Origin of the sequence: Klebsiella sp. R390, from assembly GCF_051131745.1 — a bacterium.
GTDB lineage: Bacteria > Pseudomonadota > Gammaproteobacteria > Enterobacterales > Enterobacteriaceae > Klebsiella.
This window is the reverse complement of record NZ_CP180445.1, coordinates 1992415-2010755: the sequence shown is the minus strand read 5'-3', so window position 1 is coordinate 2010755 and position 18341 is coordinate 1992415. Positions and strand designations below refer to the sequence as shown.

General features: G+C 58.7%; 16 protein-coding genes and 1 pseudogene. 10 read left to right on the top strand and 7 right to left on the bottom strand.

Annotation, left to right across the window (positions count from 1 at the left end):
• Positions 1 to 133: 133 nt before the first annotated feature.
• The 4 genes from ACMYSP_RS09365 to ACMYSP_RS09350 are packed head-to-tail and all read left to right on the top strand — an operon-like array spanning position 134 to position 5312.
• The gene (locus ACMYSP_RS09365; protein ID WP_434586467.1) at positions 134 to 1054 is read left to right on the top strand and encodes a dihydrodipicolinate synthase family protein; all 921 of its coding nucleotides are present in this window, start codon (positions 134 to 136) and stop codon (positions 1052 to 1054) included.
• A 14-nt stretch (positions 1055 to 1068) separates the two neighbouring features.
• Positions 1069 to 2673 (top strand): aldehyde dehydrogenase (NADP(+)), encoded by a 1605-nt coding sequence (locus ACMYSP_RS09360; RefSeq protein WP_434587056.1) that lies wholly within the window; start codon positions 1069 to 1071, stop codon positions 2671 to 2673.
• Between the two features lie 15 nt (positions 2674 to 2688).
• Positions 2689 to 4290, top strand: a complete 1602-nt coding sequence (locus ACMYSP_RS09355; protein WP_123757638.1) for an APC family permease — start codon at positions 2689 to 2691, stop codon at positions 4288 to 4290.
• Positions 4291 to 4301: 11 nt separating this feature from the next.
• Complete coding sequence (locus tag ACMYSP_RS09350; RefSeq protein ID WP_434586465.1) at positions 4302 to 5312, top strand: Ldh family oxidoreductase; 1011 nt, start codon at positions 4302 to 4304, stop codon at positions 5310 to 5312.
• 71 nt (positions 5313 to 5383) lie between these two features.
• Here the strand turns inward: ACMYSP_RS09350 and ACMYSP_RS09345 are convergent, their stop codons facing one another.
• Both ACMYSP_RS09345 and ACMYSP_RS09340 read right to left on the bottom strand, forming a co-directional pair.
• Positions 5384 to 6604 carry an amino acid deaminase gene (locus ACMYSP_RS09345; RefSeq protein ID WP_434586464.1) on the bottom strand — a complete coding sequence of 407 codons (1221 nt, stop codon included), beginning with the start codon at positions 6602 to 6604 and terminating at the stop codon, positions 5384 to 5386.
• Positions 6605 to 6683: 79 nt separating this feature from the next.
• Positions 6684 to 6828, bottom strand: a pseudogene (locus tag ACMYSP_RS09340) (hypothetical protein).
• On the opposite strand from ACMYSP_RS09340, the gene ACMYSP_RS09335 reads away from it, so the two are divergent.
• From ACMYSP_RS09335 to ACMYSP_RS09315, 5 genes are all read left to right on the top strand, one after another.
• Positions 6806 to 8266: an N-acyl-D-amino-acid deacylase family protein gene (locus tag ACMYSP_RS09335; protein ID WP_434586463.1), complete on the top strand. Its 1461-nt coding sequence runs from the start codon at positions 6806 to 6808 to the stop codon at positions 8264 to 8266. The pseudogene ACMYSP_RS09340 and the gene ACMYSP_RS09335 sit on opposite strands and share 23 nt — an antisense overlap.
• Positions 8256 to 8648, top strand: coding sequence for a RidA family protein (locus ACMYSP_RS09330; protein ID WP_434586462.1), 393 nt, complete (start codon positions 8256 to 8258; stop codon positions 8646 to 8648). The genes ACMYSP_RS09335 and ACMYSP_RS09330 overlap by 11 nt, the downstream gene beginning before the upstream one ends.
• Before the next feature lie 174 nt (positions 8649 to 8822).
• Positions 8823 to 10310, top strand: a complete 1488-nt coding sequence (locus ACMYSP_RS09325; RefSeq protein ID WP_123757633.1) for a sodium:solute symporter family protein — start codon at positions 8823 to 8825, stop codon at positions 10308 to 10310.
• Positions 10311 to 10320: 10 nt separating this feature from the next.
• Complete coding sequence (locus ACMYSP_RS09320; RefSeq protein ID WP_434586461.1) at positions 10321 to 11193, top strand: 2-dehydro-3-deoxygalactonokinase; 873 nt, start codon at positions 10321 to 10323, stop codon at positions 11191 to 11193.
• Positions 11180 to 11779 carry a 2-dehydro-3-deoxy-6-phosphogalactonate aldolase gene (locus ACMYSP_RS09315; RefSeq protein WP_434586460.1) on the top strand — a complete coding sequence of 200 codons (600 nt, stop codon included), beginning with the start codon at positions 11180 to 11182 and terminating at the stop codon, positions 11777 to 11779. The genes ACMYSP_RS09320 and ACMYSP_RS09315 overlap by 14 nt, the downstream gene beginning before the upstream one ends.
• Here the strand turns inward: ACMYSP_RS09315 and ACMYSP_RS09310 are convergent.
• Complete coding sequence (locus ACMYSP_RS09310; protein WP_123757630.1) at positions 11776 to 12639, bottom strand: MurR/RpiR family transcriptional regulator; 864 nt, start codon at positions 12637 to 12639, stop codon at positions 11776 to 11778. The genes ACMYSP_RS09315 and ACMYSP_RS09310 overlap by 4 nt on opposite strands.
• Before the next feature lie 220 nt (positions 12640 to 12859).
• Here ACMYSP_RS09310 and ACMYSP_RS09305 point away from each other — a divergent pair, with 220 nt between their 5' ends.
• Positions 12860 to 13678, top strand: a complete 819-nt coding sequence (locus tag ACMYSP_RS09305; protein ID WP_434586459.1) for a GNAT family N-acetyltransferase — start codon at positions 12860 to 12862, stop codon at positions 13676 to 13678.
• Between the two features lie 39 nt (positions 13679 to 13717).
• On the opposite strand, the gene opgB is transcribed toward ACMYSP_RS09305, so the two are convergent.
• The 4 genes from opgB to dnaT all read right to left on the bottom strand — a co-directional run bounded on the left by opgB (position 13718) and on the right by dnaT (position 18112).
• Positions 13718 to 16009 carry a phosphatidylglycerol--membrane-oligosaccharide glycerophosphotransferase gene (opgB, locus tag ACMYSP_RS09300; RefSeq protein ID WP_434586457.1) on the bottom strand — a complete coding sequence of 764 codons (2292 nt, stop codon included), beginning with the start codon at positions 16007 to 16009 and terminating at the stop codon, positions 13718 to 13720.
• A gap of 263 nt (positions 16010 to 16272) precedes the next feature.
• Positions 16273 to 16767, bottom strand: a complete 495-nt coding sequence (locus tag ACMYSP_RS09295) for a DUF2501 domain-containing protein (protein ID WP_434586456.1) — start codon at positions 16765 to 16767, stop codon at positions 16273 to 16275.
• Between the two features lie 65 nt (positions 16768 to 16832).
• Positions 16833 to 17570: a DNA replication protein DnaC gene (gene dnaC / locus ACMYSP_RS09290; protein ID WP_123757626.1), complete on the bottom strand. Its 738-nt coding sequence runs from the start codon at positions 17568 to 17570 to the stop codon at positions 16833 to 16835.
• A 2-nt stretch (positions 17571 to 17572) separates the two neighbouring features.
• Positions 17573 to 18112: a primosomal protein DnaT gene (dnaT, locus tag ACMYSP_RS09285; protein WP_434586455.1), complete on the bottom strand. Its 540-nt coding sequence runs from the start codon at positions 18110 to 18112 to the stop codon at positions 17573 to 17575.
• Between the last annotated feature and the right edge of the window lie 229 nt (positions 18113 to 18341).

Sequence of the window (18341 nt, the reverse complement as noted above, 5' to 3'; positions counted from 1 at the left end):
GGTGATTGTGCTAATTTCGTCATCGTATTGGAAGAAAACCGACAAGCCGCCGGGTCCATGAAACGTCAATCTGTCAGTGAAAATTCACCATTCATTCACTTCGACTTAACAAAATGACGACAAGGAACCGAGCATGAGCAATAAAGCGATTCACTGGAGCGGCGTATTTCCGGCAGTCAGCACGCAGTTTCGTCAAGATTACTCCCTCGATTTAGACGCCACCCATGCGGTGATGAAAAACCTGGTCAGAGACGGTGTTTCCGGGCTGGTGGTGTGCGGCAGCGTCGGCGAAAACACCTCGCTGACCACGGCGGAAAAACTGCAGATTATCGAAGTGGCGAAGGACGCGGCGGGCGGCAAAATCCCGGTGATCGCCGGCGTTGCGGAGTTCACCACCGCCTTTGCGCAGAAGATGGCGAAAGAGGCTGAGCGGGTGGGCGTCGACGGGATTATGGTGATGCCGGCGCTGGTTTACTCGTCAAAACCGCATGAAACCGCCGCCCACTTCCGCAGCGTGGCCTCCGCCACCGACCTGCCGATTATGGTTTATAACAACCCACCGATTTACAAAAACGACGTGACGCCGGACATCCTCGCGACTCTGGCCGACTGTGACAACATCGTCTGCTTCAAAGACTCCTCCGGCGATACCCGCCGTTTCATCGACCTGCGCAATACCGTGGGCGACCGCTTCGTGCTGTTTGCCGGCCTCGACGACGTGGTGGTAGAGAGCATTGCCGTAGGGGCTGAAGGGTGGATTTCCGGCATGTCGAATGCCTTCCCACGCGAAGGCGAGACGCTGTTCCGTCTTGCCGTGCAGAAACGCTATGACGAAGCGATGGCCCTGTATCGCTGGTTTATGCCGCTGCTGCACCTCGATGCGCGCCCGGACCTGGTGCAGTGCATCAAGCTGTGCGAAGCACTGCTGGGCCGCGGCAGCGAGGTGACCCGTCCGCCACGTCTGGCGCTGGAAGGGGAGACCCGTCAGCAGGTCGTGAAGATTGTGGAGCAGGCGCTGGCGACGCGTCCTGTGCTGCCGGATGTGGGTCTGTGAGTCAGGGGGCGATGATGAGCGACACAGCGATGACGGCGGGGCGGCAGTTTATTGCCGGCCGTCGTATAGCCAGCGGTGAAGCTACCCTGCTGAGCCTGCGGGCGGCGGATGGCGAGACCACTGGCCAGCGTTTTTATCCGGCCTCCCGGGAGGAGGCCGCACTGGCGGCTGAAGCGGCGGCGCAGGCGTTTAGCGTCTATTCCGCGGCGTCACCAGAGCAGCGGGCGCATTTTCTCGACACCATAGCCGATGAGCTGGACGGGCTGGGGGAGGCGTTTTTTGCCCTGGCCCACGCCGAGACGGCGCTGCCATTGGCGCGCCTGCAGGGTGAGCGGGCGCGAACCAGCGGCCAGTTGCGTCTGTTTGCCGACGTGCTGCGGCGCGGTGATTTTCTTGGGGTGCGCATTGATACCGCACTGCCAGAACGACAGCCCCTGCCGCGCCCGGATCTGCGTCAGTTCCAGAGCGCGTTAGGCCCGGTGGCGGTGTTCGGTGCCAGCAATTTCCCGCTGGCGTTTTCTACCGCCGGCGGCGATACCGCTTCGGCGCTGGCGGCCGGCTGCCCGGTGGTGGTGAAAGCCCATCCGGGACATATGGCTACCGCAGAACAGACGGCGCTGGCTATCGTCAGGGCGGTGACGAAATGCGGCCTCCCCGGCGGCGTCTTCAATATGATTTTTGGTCACGATATTGGCGCCGATCTGGTGCGTCATCCGGCGATCCAGGCGGTGGGGTTCACCGGCTCGCTGGCGGGGGGCAAAGCGCTGTATCAGCTGGCGCAGCAGCGTCCTCAGCCGATCCCATTGTTTGCCGAAATGTCGGCGATTAACCCGCTGATTATTTTGCCGCAGGCGTTGGCCGCACGGGCGACATCGCTGGCACAAGCGCTGGTGGGCTCATTTACCCTCGGCGGCGGGCAGTTTTGTACCCGGCCCGGGCTGATTCTGGCGCTCAAAGGAGAGGGGCTGGCGACGCTGAAAGCGGCGCTGTGTGAGCAGGTACAGGCGGCTCCCGCTCAGGTGTTACTTAACGCGCCTACGCTACAGCACTACCACGCGGGGATTGATGCACTCGACGTTTGTCCTGGCGTGCAGCGGCTGGCCAGCGGGATAGCGCCTGGAGCTCAACAGGCGCAGGCGCTGCTGTATCTGGCGACGGCGGAGCAGCTGCTGGCGCCGGATAGTCTGCTGCATCGCGAAGTGTTTGGTCCGCTCTCCGTGTTGGTGGAAGTGGCGGACGAGGCCCAACTGATGGCCGTGGTTAACGCGCTGCAGGGGCAACTGACCGCCACGCTGCATGCGGAGGCGGACGATCGCCTGCTGGCCGGGCGCCTGTTGCCGTTGCTCAGTGAAAAAGCCGGGCGGGTGCTGTTTAACGGCTATCCCACCGGTGTGGAAGTGTGTGACGCGATGGTTCACGGCGGCCCCTGGCCGGCGACCACCGATGCGCGTGGCACCTCGGTAGGGACCCGGGCGATAGAGCGTTTTCTCCGACCGGTTTGCTTGCAGAACGCCCCCGCTGCGTTGCTGCCACCGGCCTTGCAGGATGCTAACCCTTTGAACCTGCTGCGCCTGGTGAACGGCCAGTGGACCCGGGAAGCCATTTCCCCTTCATGTTGACGCAAGGGCATCACGATGACTATTCACTCTACGCATAACAGTCAAACCCGTGTGGCTGAGTCGGGTAAGTTTAAAAAGCAGCTGACGTTAACCGATCTGACGTTTATTGGCCTGGGGGCGATTTTTGGTTCCGGATGGTTATTTGCCGCCAGCCACGTGGCGTCGATCGCCGGACCGGCCGGGATCGCCTCCTGGGTGATTGGCGGCGTGGCGGTGCTGCTGCTGGGTATTGTCTACTGTGAACTGGGCGCGGCGCTGCCGCGTGCCGGGGGAATTATCCGTTATCCGGTCTTTTCCCACGGCGAGCTGATGGGCTATCTGTTGGGGTTCATTACGCTGATCGCCTTTTCAAGCCTGATTTCGATCGAGATCGTCGCCGCCCGTCAGTATGCCGCGGCCTGGTTCCCGGCGCTGACGCAACCGGGATCCAGCTCGCCAACTCTGCTGGGCTGGGTGGTGCAGTTTCTGCTGCTGTGCTTTTTCTTTAGTCTGAACTACTACAGCGTCAAAACTTTCGCCCGTTCGAATAACTTTATCAGCGTGCTGAAGTTCCTCGTTCCGCTGCTGGTGGTCATCACGCTCTTCACCTTCTTTAAGCCGGAAAACCTGCATGCCCAGGGGATTGCTCCGTTCGGTATGTCCGGTGTGGAAGCGGCGATCAGCGCCGGGGGGATCATTTTTGCCTATCTGGGTCTGACGCCGATTATTTCCGTCGCCAGTGAGGTGCAGAACCCGCAGCGTACCATCCCGGTGGCGCTGATTCTGTCGGTGGTGCTGTCGACCATTATCTATGTGCTGCTGCAGCTGGCGTTTCTCGGCAGTATTCCGACGGAGATGTTAAGCGGCGGCTGGGCGGAGGTGAGCAAACAGTTCTCGCTGCCGTATCGTGATATTGCGATTACGCTGGGGATGGGCTGGTTGGCCTTTATGGTCATCAGCGATGCGATTATCTCGCCGAGCGGCACGGGCAATATCTATATGAACGCCACGCCGCGCGTTATCTACGGTTGGGCGAAAGCCGGGACCTTTTTTAAAGCCTTTACCTACATTGATAAGGAGTCCGGGATCCCGCGCCCGGCGCTGTGGCTGACCTTTGGTCTGTCGATCTTCTGGACGCTGCCGTTTCCTTCATGGGAGCAACTGATTAGCGTGGTGTCGGCCGCGCTGGTGCTGAGCTATGCGATCGCGCCGGTCACCGCCGCCGGGCTGCGCCGCAATGCGCCGGATCTGCCGCGTCCGTTCCGCGTGCGGGCGTTCGCTATTATTGGCCCGGTGTCGTTTATGATCTCGGCGCTGATTGTCTACTGGTCCGGCTGGAATACGCTCTCCTGGCTGCTGGGGCTGCAGATCGTCATGTTTGTGGTCTACATCCTGTGCAAAAGCAAAGTGCCGGTACATACCGTCAGCCTGGCGCAGCAGGTGAAGTCCTCGCTGTGGCTGATTGTCTTCTACGCGCTGATCATGCTCTTTTCCTGGGCCGGCAGCTTTGGGGGGATTAATGCGTTGCCCCATCCCTGGGATACGGTGATAGTGGCAGTGATGTCGCTGGGCATTTATTACTGGGGCGCGCGCAGTTGTCTTCCCCAGGCTAACTTTAGCGGAGACGAAGAAGAGTAGAGGAGAAGGTCATGGATACGGTAACCCTTTCGTTACCCGAAGCTTACGCGCTGGCAATGCGGGCGCTGAGCAGCAATGGATTCAGTGAGGAACACGCGGCGGCAGTAGCGCGCAATGTGACCGGCGGGGAGCGTGATGGCTGCGCTTCCCACGGCCTGTGGCGGCTGCTGGGGATTATTGACACCTTGCGTAAAGGCAAGGTGTCTCCCGATGCCGAACCGCAGATCGATGACCGGGCGCCGGGGATTGTCCGGGTCGACGCCGGCGGTGCCTTTTCACTGCTGGCGTTTGAGCGGGCGCTGCCGCTGCTGGTGGAGAAGGCGCGTCATAGCGGGATCGCCGCGCTGGCGATCAACCGCTGCGTGCATTTTTCGGCGCTGTTTGCCGATATCGAACCCTTAACCGAGGCCGGTCTGGTCGGGCTGGCCTGTACGCCGGGCCATGCCTGGGTGGCGCCAGCCGGCGGGACTTTGCCGCTGTTTGGCACCAATCCCATCGCCTTTGGCTGGCCGCGGGGCGAGGCGCCGCCGTTTATTTTTGATATGGCGACCAGCGTGGCGGCACGCGGTGAGATCCAACTGCATCAGCGTGCCGGAAAATCGCTGCCGGAAGGGTGGGGAATCGACCGCCAGGGTCAGCCAACCACCGATGCCGGGGAGGTCCTTTCCGGAGCGATGCTGACGTTCGGTGGCTATAAAGGCTCGGCGCTGGCGGCGATGGTGGAGCTGCTGGCCGGGCCGCTGATTGGCGATATGACCAGCACGGAGTCGCTGGCCTGGGATAACGGTGCGGGCGGGCTGCCCTACGGCGGGGAGCTGATTCTGGCGCTGGATCCGCAGCGTTTTCTTGGCGCGGAGGCCGATGCGCACCTGGCCCGCGCGCAGACGCTGTTTACCAACATGCAGGCACAAGGCGCCAGGTTACCCGGTGAACGGCGCTATCTCTGTCGTGAGGAGAGCGAACGATCCGGGGTGACCATTAACCGTTCGTTGTTTGATGAGATTGCCGCATTGAGCGAGTAGTCGAGCGGCCCGGTGGTTTTTGGGCCGTCGGCATGGATTCCCCGGTGTCATACCGCCACCGGGGAGCCCGATCAGAACAGGGTGTCCAGCTCTTCCAGCACGGTGTACTCGTCATCGACCAGCAGCAGGGTTTTCCATTTGTCGAAGGTCAGGCACGGGTGCGACGTGCCAAAAACGATAATGTCACCGACCTGCACATCGCAACCTGGAGCCAGGCGCAGCATACAGTGCTGATCCATAATCCCGACGCTGACGATCTCGTTGGCAGGCAGCGGCAGCGCGTGGCCGTTGCGATAGTGGGCGACAGGCTGTGGAAGCCCGGCATCAAAGGCGCAATCGCGTTTGCCAAAATTGACCACCGCGCGATCCGCCTCCGGAACTGACTGTACCATCGCCATCAGCTCCAGCGCAGAGGTCAGATCGCCCGCCAGATCGCAGGCGATCGGATCGCGGGCGATCAGTTCCCGTTGGGCTATGTCGTAGATCCCCATGTCATGGGTGATGTAGCAGCCCGGGCGGATCACTATCCGGCAGCGCGGTGGTTTCTGCGCGGCCAGCCACACGTTGCAGACCACGTCATACCAGACGGTTCCGGCGCCGGTCAGAATAAATTCCCCGTCAACCAGCGGCGCCATCCGGCAGGCAAGGGTGGCGGCCTGCTGTAACAGCGCCTCCACCTGGGGCTGCGGATCGTCGCCGTGCAGTACCCCTTCGTACAGCTCCAGCCCGCGTAGTGTCAGGCCCGGCAGATCGGCCACCAACTGGGCCAGCGCCAGGGCATCTTCCACGCTACGACAGCCACAGCGCCCACCGGGAACGCCCAGCTCGATCAGAACGTCCAGCGTCTGCTGACGGGTGCTGAAGAACGCCGACAGGGCGCGGGCGTTGGCTGCACTATCCACACAGCAGATAAAATCCACCGCCCGGTAATGCGCTTTCAGCTGCGAGACCACCTGCATGTTGGCTTTGCCGACCAGCTGATTAACCATCAGGACGCGCTGAATACCGCTGGCCATCGCCGCGCTGGCCTGCCAGGCGCTGCCCACTCCGATAGCCCATGCCCCGGCCTGCTGCTGCGCCTGAAAAATCCACGGCGTCATCGTCGTTTTACCGTGCGGCGCCAGCGAGACACCGCGGGCATCGGCATAGCGCTGCATCCAGCTGATGTTATTTTCCAGCGCCGTTTTTTTCACCAGCGCGGCGGGCAGGCAGACGTCTTCTGCCAACAGGTTCGCCGGGGAGGCCATCACGGCAGATTTGTGCGGGACAAGCGTAGCGGAATGGTATTTCATAACACTATCCTTTCAGGTTTTATACTCGATGTTTATCAGGGTATCATTTATATATTGTTGATTATTATTGATTTAATACTTAAATGTTATTCGTTATGAATAAAAGTATCACAAAACGATCTGGATTTTGCGTAGTTTTCCACTGTTTTTTCACCTTGTAAATGGTTAACTTGTCGGCAGAGTCGAAAGGGAGTAATTGCTATGAAGGTTGACTGGCTGTTCAAGAATGTCACGGTGATTGACGGGAGCGGTGGGCCGCAGTATCGCGGTGATGTGGCGGTGAAGGGCGATCGCATTGTGGCGATTGCGCCGGTGCTGAAGGTGGACGCCGGGCACGAGATTGACGGCGAGGGCCGCGTGCTGGCGCCCGGGTTTATTGATGTGCATACCCATGACGATATCAACGTCATTCGCATGCCGGAGTATCTGCCAAAACTGAGCCAGGGCGTGACCACGGTGATCGTCGGGAACTGCGGGATCAGCGCCGCCATGGCGACCATGCGCGGTGATGTTCCCGATCCGATGAACCTGCTGGGTGAACAGGATCAGTTTATCTACCCTACCGTTGAGGCTTACGCCCATGCGGTAGAAGCCGCCCGGCCGTCGCTTAACGTCGGCACGTTGATTGGCCATACTGCGCTGCGTAATAACCATATGGACGATCTGTTCCGTCCTGCCACGGATCGCGAAATTGCCGGAATGCGTGTCCAGCTACGTGATGCGTTACGTCAGGGGGCGCTGGGTCTGAGTACCGGCCTGGCCTATGCCAGCGCGTTTCAGTCCACCACTGAAGAAGTGATGGCGTTGGCGGAAGAGCTGGCGGCGGAGAAGGGTATCTATACCACCCATCTGCGTTCTGAATTCGAGCCTATTCTGGACGCCCTTGACGAAGCGTTTCGCATCGGTCGCCACGGCAAAGTTCCGGTGGTGGTGTCGCATCATAAGTGCGCCGGGGCAAAAAACTGGGGCCGCACCCGCGAGACGCTGGCCTTTTTCGATGAGATGCGCCAGCACCAGGAGATAGCCTGCGATTGCTACCCTTATTCCGCCAGCTCCTCAACGCTGGACATGAAACAGGTGACCGATGAGTTCGATATCGTGATTACCTGGTCGGAATCCCGACCGGAACAGGCGGGTAAAACGCTCAAGCAGATTGCCAGCGACTGGCAGATGAGCCTGCATGACGCGGCGGCGCAGCTGATGCCGGCCGGCGCTATCTACTACAACATGGACGAACAGGATGTCCGTCGGGTGATGCGCTATCCGGTCACGATGATCGGCTCCGATGGGTTACCCAACGATCCGATGCCGCATCCGCGTTTGTGGGGTGCTTTCCCTCGCGTACTGGGCCATTACAGCCGTGATGAACAACTGTTCCCGCTGACCACGGCGATTCACAAAATGACCGGGCTGTCGGCTGCGCGTTTCCGCCTGCCGCAGCGTGGGCTGGTTAAAGTGGACTATTTTGCCGATCTGGTGCTGTTCGATCCGCTGACGGTGCGGGATGTTGCCAGCTTCTCTGACCCGAAACAGCCCGCGGAAGGGATTGAGGCGGTGATGGTGAATGGTGTGATGAGCTACGGCAGCGATAAAAAAATTACCGGGCGCGCAGGGCGTTTCCTGCGTCGCCAGATGGACGAAGGAGTGAAGAATGAGCATTAAACGTTATGGCGTCGAAGGCGGAACCGGAACCGGCGGTCAGCATCTGCCTTTCGCACGGGCGGTAGAAGCCGGGGGCTGGTTGTACGTCTCCGGCCAGACGCCGATGAAAAATGGCGAAGTGGTTGAGGGCGGCATTGTTGAGCAGTCGCGCCTGGCGATTCAAAATTGCGTCGATATCATGACCGAAGCCGGCTACACCCTGGCGGATGTGGTGCATGTGAAAGTGATTTTGACGGACTCACGCTATTTCCAGTCATTCAATAAAGTGTTCCGCGAGTTCTTTGGCGAGAATCCGCCCGCGCGTATTTGCTGCGTCGCCGATCTGGTGGTGGATTGTAAAGTCGAAGTAGATGTGACCTGCTATAACGCCGCGCGCGGATAAATAATAACGCCCCACCATCGGGTGGGGCGTCAACCATAAAAATGTGATAGTCGTGCCAGATTGAATACCTCAATCGGCGCGAGCAGGGTTACTTTGCCTTTTTTCTGGCATCGTTACGATTAACTCATAATATTCAGCGGTACGAATATTATTTATTACGCCTGGATGTGAGCAATGAATAATATGTCATTCCTGATTTGGTTTTCCGTTTATGCCTGCGCGATGATTACCCTCGGCTGGTATGTGTCACGTAAACAGAAGAACGGTGATGATTTCTTACTGGGTGGCCGCTCCCTGCCGATGTTTCTGACTCTCGGCTCGACGGTGGGTACGATGGTCGGTACCGGTTCGAGCGTCGGGGCCGTGGGGTTTGGCTACAGTAACGGCTGGGCGGGGATGCTGTACGGCCTCGGCGGTGCGGTGGGGATCCTGCTGGTGGCGTGGTTATTTGCCCCGGTGCGTAAATTTCGCTTTATGACCATGAGCGAAGAGATGTCCTATTATACCGGCGGCAGTAAAATTATTAAAAACCTGGTGGCGATCCTGATTTTTATTGCCTCAATTGGCTGGCTTGGCGCCCATATATTAGGGGGCGGCTTATATCTGGCATGGGCCAGCGGTATTGATATTAATGTCGCTAAAGTTATTATTGCGCTGGCGTTTGTGGTGTATGTCGGTATTGGTGGTTACTCTGCGGTGGTCTGGATCGATACCGTCCAGTCGATCATTCTGTTCGTCGGTTTTATTTTGATGGCGATTTTTGCCGTCCAGCACGTGGGGGGCTGGAGCCATATTCAGCAGGCGGTCGACCCGGCGGCGCAAAGCCTGTTTGCCGTCGATAAACTCGGCGTGCTTCCTGCGCTGTCACTGGCGGTGGTTATCGGCGTCGGTGTACTGGCAACACCATCCTATCGTCAGCGTATCTACTCGGCGAAAACCGTCTCTTCTGTTCGCCAGTCCTTTACCATCACCGGCCTGCTGTACCTTGGTTTCTCCTTCCTGCCAGCCATTATCGGCATGGCGGTGTGGACCATGAATGCGAACCTCGAAAACAACGGTTTTGCTTTCCTGTTTGCCACCCAGGTGCTGCCGCCGGTGCTGGGTATGGCGATCCTGATTGCCGGGATGTCGGCCAATATGTCTTCCGGTAGCTCCGATGCCATTGCCGCAGTGTCGATTATGTTGCGCGACCTCTACACCCTGGTGACGGGCCATATGCCCGCGCCGGAGAAAGCGATTCGCCTGTCGCGGATGTTCCTGGTGCTGGTTATCGCCCTGGCGCTGCTTTTCGCGCTGACCTCTAACGACATCATCAGCTACATCACCAAAATGATCTCGATGATCATGTCCGGGATGTTTATCTGCACTATTCTCGGCCGCTTCTGGACGCGCTTCAACTGGCAGGGGGCGGTCGCGGCCCTGGCCGGTGGTGCCGGTGCCTCGGTAGCGGTGCTGCTGGACAGCGACTGGCTGGCCTTCTGGGGCAATCCGTGTATCCCGTCGGTGCTGACCAGCCTGGTGGCCTCCGTAGTGGTAACCCTGGTGACACCGGCCAGCAGCATGAGCCGTGAAGAGGCGCTGGAGATGATCACCCGCGAACGTGAAAGCCGCCCGGCGGCCCCGGCGCTGCCGATTGGCAAACGTCATCCGTCGCAGAGCTAAGGGGAGCGTTATGCACAGTTATATTGCCGTCGACTGGGGGTCGACACAGCTCCGCGGCTGGTTGATTCGTGATGGGAAATGTGTGGAGACCCTGCAGCACCCGCTCGGGATTGCGCGTTTGAACGGGCAAACGCCGGAGGCCGTGTTTCACCAGTATCTGGCACCCTGGCGTGGCGACACGGCGCTGCCGGTCGTGATGGCCGGCATGGTGGGCAGCGATGCCGGCTGGCAGTCGGTGCCTTATCTGGCCTGCCCGGCGGCGCTTGATGCGCCGGGGCGCCAGCTGACGGCCGTGGCTGACAAGGTGTGGATTGTTCCCGGTCTTAAGGTTGAGCAGGCCGGTGACTGCAACGTGATGCGTGGCGAAGAGACGCAATTGCTTGGTGCATCGCAGATGGCGCCGGCGGAGTGCTACGTCATGCCCGGCACGCACTGTAAATGGGTGCAGGTTGACGGTGGGGTGGTTCGTCATTTTTCTACCGCGATGACCGGGGAGCTGCACCATCTGCTGCTCAGTCAGTCGCTGATTGGCAAACAGCTGCCCGACCAGCAGCCCGATGAGGCGGCGTTTACGCTGGGGCTGGAAAAAGGCATGGCGATGCCGTCTCTGGTGGCGAACCTGTTCGGCGCCCGTGCGGCGCGGGTGTTGGGCGTTCTGCCGCCGACATCGGTCAGTGACTATCTTTCAGGGCTGCTGATTGGCTCTGAGGTGGCGACGTTCAGCGAGCGCTATCGCGCGACGCAGGTAACCCTGGTGGGGGAACCGGCGCTGAGCGGACGCTACCGACAGGCACTGGCAGCCCGGGGAGTAAAGGTTAACGGCTGTCTGGGCGACGAGGCATTTTTACACGGTATTGCGAGGATAATGAATGAACAGGCTTAAACTGGTCGCGATCTTGCGCGGCATCCGTCCCGCAGAAGCCGCGGAACATGTGGATACGCTGATCGGCGCTGGCTTTCGGTATATTGAAATCCCGCTTAATTCACCGGACTGGCAGCAGAGTATTCCACAGATGGTGCAGCAGTTTGGCTCGCAGGCGATGATTGGCGCAGGCACGGTACTGAATGTCGGGCAGGTGGAGGTGCTGGCTGAGGCCGGCGCGAAACTGGTTGTAACGCCCAATACGCAGCCGGCGGTGATCCGTCGGGCGGTCGCGCAGGGCATGTTGGTTTGCGCCGGATGTGCCACCGCGACAGAGGCGTTTACTGCCCTGGATGCCGGGGCGCAGTGGCTGAAGATTTTCCCTTCATCCAGCTTCGGACCGGATTACATTCGCGCGCTGAAGGCGGTGTTGCCGCCGGAAGTGCCGGTGCTGGCCGTCGGTGGCGTGACGCCGGAAAACCTGGACTGCTGGGTGCAGGCAGGGTGCGCCGGAGCAGGGCTGGGCAGCGATCTTTATCGCGCCGGGCAATCGCTGGATCGTACCCGCGAGCAGGCCGGACGCTTTATTGCCGCCAGCCTCGGTTAATCGCCTAAGGGCTGGCGGTCAACGCCACCGCGGTGGCTGTCCAGCGCCAGCTTGATGCGGCGCAGCCGATCTTTCGCCTGCGGTTTGTTGGCCATCGCCAGTTCGGTGGCCAGCACATCCACCATCGCCAGCATGGCATAGCGGGAGGTGCTGGGTTTGAAAATATAGTCGTTTTCACGCACCAGCAGCGGCAGTACCAGATCGGCTTGTTCCGCCAGCGGGGTTTCTGCCGGAGTAATCGCGATAACCTTCGCACCATACTGCCGGGCGATAGCCGCGCTCTCAATCATCTCTTTGGTATACCCGCCGAGCGACAGCACAATCACCACATCTTTGGGCGTCACGGCAGAGCTCATCATCCGTACCAGCAGGCCGTCGTTCTGGCTGACAACCGGCAGACCAAGGCGGAACAGGCGGTACTGGATCTCCTGGGCGCAGATAGTTGAACCGCCTCCCATGCCGATAGCCAGAATTTGCCGCGCGTCGCTGAGCCAGGAGACGGCTCGCTTTAACGCCTCAATATCCAGCGCCCGGCGGTTGGTTTCCAGTACGCCGATGATCGACTCGTAAATGCCCTGCACGCCTTCCAGATCCGGTACATCGAGAATAAAACGCTGGCCGACCGCCAGCGACTGCGCCAGCTTCATCTTGAGCTCGCGGACATCCTTGCACCCTAACGCACGGGCAAAGCGGGTTACGGACGCCTGGCTGGTTCCGGTTAAACGGGCGATTTCGGCGATCGGCAATTCTGCCGCCGCGGCGACATCATCGAGGATAAACTGGGCAATACGCTTTTCGCTGACGGTCAGCTCGAGAAAGCGATCGGTGATGCAGGAGATGATATCTATCGAGTAGGCCATCGCAGGTACCAGGCGGAAAATTCAGGATGATACTTTGTACCATATTTAGCCAGTAAACGCAGTACTGGCGGGGAAGGCGTGCAGGATGAGCCGCATGGTGCGGAACGCTCAATGGCTGGCAGCCGCACAATATCGCTCTCCTGAGTCGGGCGAAATGTCGCCGTGGCGATTATAGTATTGGCTTTCAACAGTTCAGCATCACAGCGTTCGGGAGCAATATATGGAGCTCATCGCCGTTCCTGCCACCCGGTTCAGTAGCGACCGGCTGGCAGCTATTCTCAGCGATTGTTTTGAGGATTATCTGGTCCCCGTCACTCTGTCGGTGGAGATATTTGTTCAGCGTTTTAGCGCCGAAGGCATGAGCCTGCTGGACTCCTGTGTCTGGCTGGACGGCGATGTGCCTGCGGCAATGGCGGTGATTTCCCGGCGTGGTGATGAGGCCAGATTAGCGGCATTTGCGGTGCGGCCCGCGTATCGTGGAAAAGGAGTGGGTCGCCAGTTGATGACGCCGCTGATGGCTTCGTTGCGGGAGCAGGGCGTGCGGCGGATGTGGCTCGAGGTGATCCGCGATAACCTGGCGGCAGTGGCGTTATACCAGGCGCTGGGGTTTACGGTACGCCACGGGCTATGCGGCTTTGTCAGCACCCAGCCGCAGAATGAGAGTGCGGCGGGGCTAACGGTGTGTGATGGCCTGACGCTGATCCGTAAAGCCGGCGCCGAGGTCAACGGTCGGCTGCCGTGGCTGATGGATCCGCTGACCTTCGCCACGCTGCCGTGTCGGACGCTGACGTTACATCAACAGGCCTTTGTGGTGCTGGCGACCCTGAATCATAAACCGCAGCTGCAGTTCTTGTGGGTCGAGCCCGCTGCGCGAGGCCGCGGGCTTGGGCGGGAAATGCTCACCACGCTGGCGCGACAATATCCTGGAATAAGTACCACGGTGACCATCCCGGAATCTTTTACGCCACTGTTCAACGCCGCAGGATATGCGACTCTGACGCTGAAGCAATATGAAATGAGCGTGACGCTGCGAGCATGATCGCCTGCAGCGTCGTGAGTGCGCTTACCGGCACTGAGCTTAACCGGCGCTGTTCACCACTTTGATATCCACCATGCCAATTCCCAGCTGACGCGGCGAATGGCCGAGGATATTGCCCTCGTTAGTGGATTGCGGGTCCGGCGGGACGATAATCAGCGTATCGCTGCGCGACGGGTTGTCGAAATGCAGCGTGGTGGTGGAGACATCGTTGGCCAGGGTCAGGGTTTGTTCGCTGTTGCCGACGCGCACCGGGATCGGTTTATTGGCGTTCGGCCCGTAGGCCTTGGCGGTGATCACCAGATCGAATTTTTCCGGTAACGGCTGCTTAAACTCAATTTTGACTTCGCTGCCTAGCTGGGCGTTGGACCAGCGGCCCCACGATTCCGGGCGAGAGATGCCGCTGAACTGTTTGACCTCTTCCGGGGCGCCGGCAACGTTAAAGACAAAGCTGTCCGCTTTGTAGCGAATATCGTTATCGACAATCTTCAGCGTATCGACGTTGCCTTTATAGCGCTGCATATCGATCACGGTATCTTTGAAGGCCGTTTTGCCCTGCCACTGAGGTTTATCGACATGCTGCACGGTTTGCTCGCCGCCGAGCTGGCCCTGTGAGACGCACCAGTCGGTTGAGAGCGCCAGCTCTGGCGACCACAGCTGGCCCATTTTGTAGCAGCGGTCGACCCAGACGAAATTATCTCGCGGAGCGAAATCTGCCAGCTGGAAGCGCAGCGGGGCGGAATATTCACTCTCTGGCAGCGGCTCGACACGTTTATCAGACACCCGCAGCAGCAGCGGCAGGCGGAAGTGGCTACCGGAGAACGAGATCATGTTCTTCTGGGCATCGACGGTGAAGTTTTTCATCTCTTTCGGGAAATTCCACAGACGGATGACATCCGGCTTCCATGCCAGCACTTTCTCTTTCATATTCATGAAGATGCCGGACAGCGACTGCCCGGAGAGGCTGCTGCGGCCCAGGCCGATAAAGTTATCGCCGCCGAGGATGTCCAGCACCGTGGCGCCGTTGTCCATGGTGTTGCGCTTAACGGCCAGCGTATCCTGCTGCGGCTGGTCGCCACGCAGAATAAAGAACAGGTTGCTGCGGTCCTGCTTATTGAGATAGTCCCAGGCGGAGTTTTTCATTGCCAGGTGGTCGGAAGAGACCACGATCACCGTGTTTTTAAAATAGGGTGAGGCTTTGATCTTGTCGATCAGCGCGGCGATATGCTCCTGGCTGCAGGTCACGGCGCTAAAGGAGAGGTTCTTTTTCCCGCCCATGTCATAGCTTTTACGCTGGCAGGTGCGGGAGATAAAGCCGTCCGGGTGATGGGTATCGACCGTCAGCGCAAAGAGCGAGAAGCGTTTGCCGGACTGGGAAAGCTGTTCGAATTTTTTCCAGGTTTCATCGAGTACGGTGTCATCGTAGAAGCCCCAGTCATTGCGGTAGGTCGGGTCCGCCACCGTGGTTTTCAGCTCTTCGGCGCCGTAGAGATGGTCGAAACCGTGTGATTTCAGAAACACGTCTTTCCCGGCAAAGCGCAGGTTAGCGCCCTGCACGAAATAGTTTTCATAGCCGGAGTTTTTCAGAATATCGCCGAGGCAGATATTTTGCGGGAAGAAGCTGGAGACCGAGGCCGACGCGTTGCCTTCAAACGGCGCAAACAGCGGAATGCCGCACTGCGACGCCACCATGCCGGCGATGGTGTAATCGGTACCCGGAAGCTGGGTGGTGTTGCTGAAGTCGAGGCCTTCGTTTTTGAGTTTGCCCAGCTCCGGCGTCAGGTCAGGGAATGCGTCGTTATCGAAATAGGTACGCTCGAGGCTTTCTCCGTAGATGTAGACCAGATTCAGCTTCGGATCGGCAATGCTTTTCGCCGGCTCTTTGTAATAGGCGGCAAAGTCGGGATCGCCATCGCGGGACTGGGATTTAACCAGTTCGCTGATCTGGCGGAATGCCGGACTGGCATCAACGGAGGCCAGCGCCAGCACCAGCGCCAGCAGGCTGTAGCCAAAGTGATGTGGGTGATGACGACGACGGCGCAGCACCCAGCCTAACGCGCTGAAGACGGCGACCAGCGCCGCGACAAGCCCGACGCCGGGAAGAATATATTTGCCGATACCGGCACCGGTCAGGCTGTTGGTCAGGGTATAGAGGACCGCGTCATTGATCCCAGCGCCGGTGAAATAGTCGCTGGCATAGAGGGTGATGTTGAGCACCACAAACAGGCCCAATACCGTCAATGTGGCGGCAAACCACCAGGTATTGCGACCCGCTTTTAAGGCATAGATCACCACCGAAGTGAGAAACAAGGCGATGGATAACAACTCTGACACAGTACGTACACCCTCTAAATGGTACCTGTTGAAAACCGGCAGGAGAGATCACTTTCCACGGTACACTGTAATTGCAGTGCCATATCGCTGCAATTGTAGAGTCATGAAAGTGTGCTGTGGTTCAGAATTGGTTTAGAAATTGTCATTCCAGGACAATGACTCATCCTGTGTTGCAGGGGGAGGCAGAACGAAAAAGGGTGAAAATCGAGACTGCAGCCGCGTTGTCGGCCCTAAGGCGTTAAACGCGGCCTCTGAAGCGGAGATCAGGAGAGGAAGCTAACACCTTGTTTTAAGACCAGATCGCAGGCTTTGGTTTTCACTTTCTCAGCCATTGAGCTGCTGCCAAGACTGTTGAGATCCAGTTTCTGGCCGCTGTTGCTGCTCAGAAGCCCCTGCAAACCGTCAAGGTAGCTGGTGTCCTCTTTCTGTTTTTCCGGGGTGCTGAGGCCCAGTTTATCCAGCACCTGGTTTTTCACGTTTTCAGTGTTGGTCACCGAAGACAGTTTCTGCTTCGCGCAATAGGACATAATCCCGGCGGCATTATTCATGCTGCTGGAGGTCAGAGACTGGTTGCCGTTGCTCAGCAGGCTGGTCAGGGAGGAGACTGACATACCGCCACTCTGCTGGGCGTCGCCCTGGCTGCTTAGCTGGCTGGCCGCGCTGGAAAGGGAATCCTGCCAGGAGGCAGCATGGACGCCGGCGCTAAGAAAAACACCGGCAATCAAGGTAGTGCGGATCAAAAATTGAGCAGATTTCATGAGTGTACTCGTCATAGTTACTTAAGCATCCTTGTAGTATAACCCCGCCCGGACTCGGAAATATCTTAATACTCTTTACCGGTAACACGATGACGATAGCTGTCCCAGTTGAAAATAACCCACAGGCTATTACCGAGACGCATACGGTCCATGACGCGTTCGCCGAGCAGCTTGTTCATCTCTTCCATGTTGCTGTTGGTAAGCATGCCGGTCGGGCGTTTCGAGGAGGAACGGCGGTCGACAATCTGATTAATGATCACCTTCTCGTAGCGCGATTCTGTCTGCATGCCGATCTCATCAATGACCAGTAGGTCGACCTTGCTCAGGTCGCTCAGCAGTTGCTCTTCGCTGACTTCCCGGTTGCCGAAGGTGTCTTTCATGGCTGACATAATATCGGCGACGGTAATGATTAACACCGACTTCCCGCGCAGCAGTAGCTCGTTACAAATGGCGGCAGCCAGGTGGTTTTTCCCGGTGCCGGGCTTGCCGGAAAAGATAAAGCTGGCGATATTGCCATCGAACTCTTCAACATACTGGCGCGCCCGGGACAGGGCGTTCATCTGGCCTTCGCACTCAACCCGGTAGTTCTCAAACGAACAGTTCTGATGCAGTGGCCGGATGCCGGAACGGTTAAACGTACGCTGCATCTTCATGGCGCGGTTTTCGCGCTCCAGTGCCTCAGAACGCAGCTTACCTTGCTCCTTTTGCCAGGCCAGCAGCTCTTCGCCGGTTTTAAACGCCGGTTCGACATGGGCCGGCATCATTTTTTGCAGACGCTTCATCAGGTCGCCAACGTTTTTCATGCTCATCCTCTGAAACCTCGTGGAATATGGCTATCCGGTTCACTGACCGTATTCACATCGCGTCGCGGCTGGCCGCCGTTGCTGGCCCGGCCGATTTGGACGCTGCGTGCCAGCTTTTGCTGCCATTGCACATGATGAAAGACTTTGCCTTCTGCTTGCCAGTAAGCGACGAACGCCGCCAGCTCTTCCGGGGTAACCGGCTGGCTGAGGGCGATGCCCCAGAGCGCAGCGAGGCGCTGAAAATCTGCATCCGGCTGCCAGTCGGCATACATGGCGAATTTCCCCATGGGGATGGCGGTTGGCGCGGCAGCAGGCTCATCAAAAAACTGAGTATCCAGCGCCACATCGCTGCCGGGACGTGCCAGCTTTGCTTCCAGCTCAAGCAGCTCAGCCAGACGTTCCGGCGTCAGCGCATAGAACGCCGGAGCATTGTTGGCAAAAACGGCGACGGCGCCGCTGGCCGATTTTGCGAGTACGGCTGCAGGGTCCTGGATGAAATCATCCAGGCCGCTAAAATCGGTGGTTAACATTCGCGAAGACATAATGCTATCTCAACTCTGAACAACATATACACCCGTCATACTTCAAGTTGCATGAGCGTTGGCTTTTCTGCAACTCGAATTAGTTCGGCTATAGAGGGGGTTAAACCGATTGTCTTTACAGTTGTTTTTGACTGGCGGCGCCCGGTGGACGGCATCGCTTAGTCCAGTAAGCCGATCGGCGCCGCAGTAAAAAAAATCGAAATCTATTGGCTATAGTAGCACAGGGTTC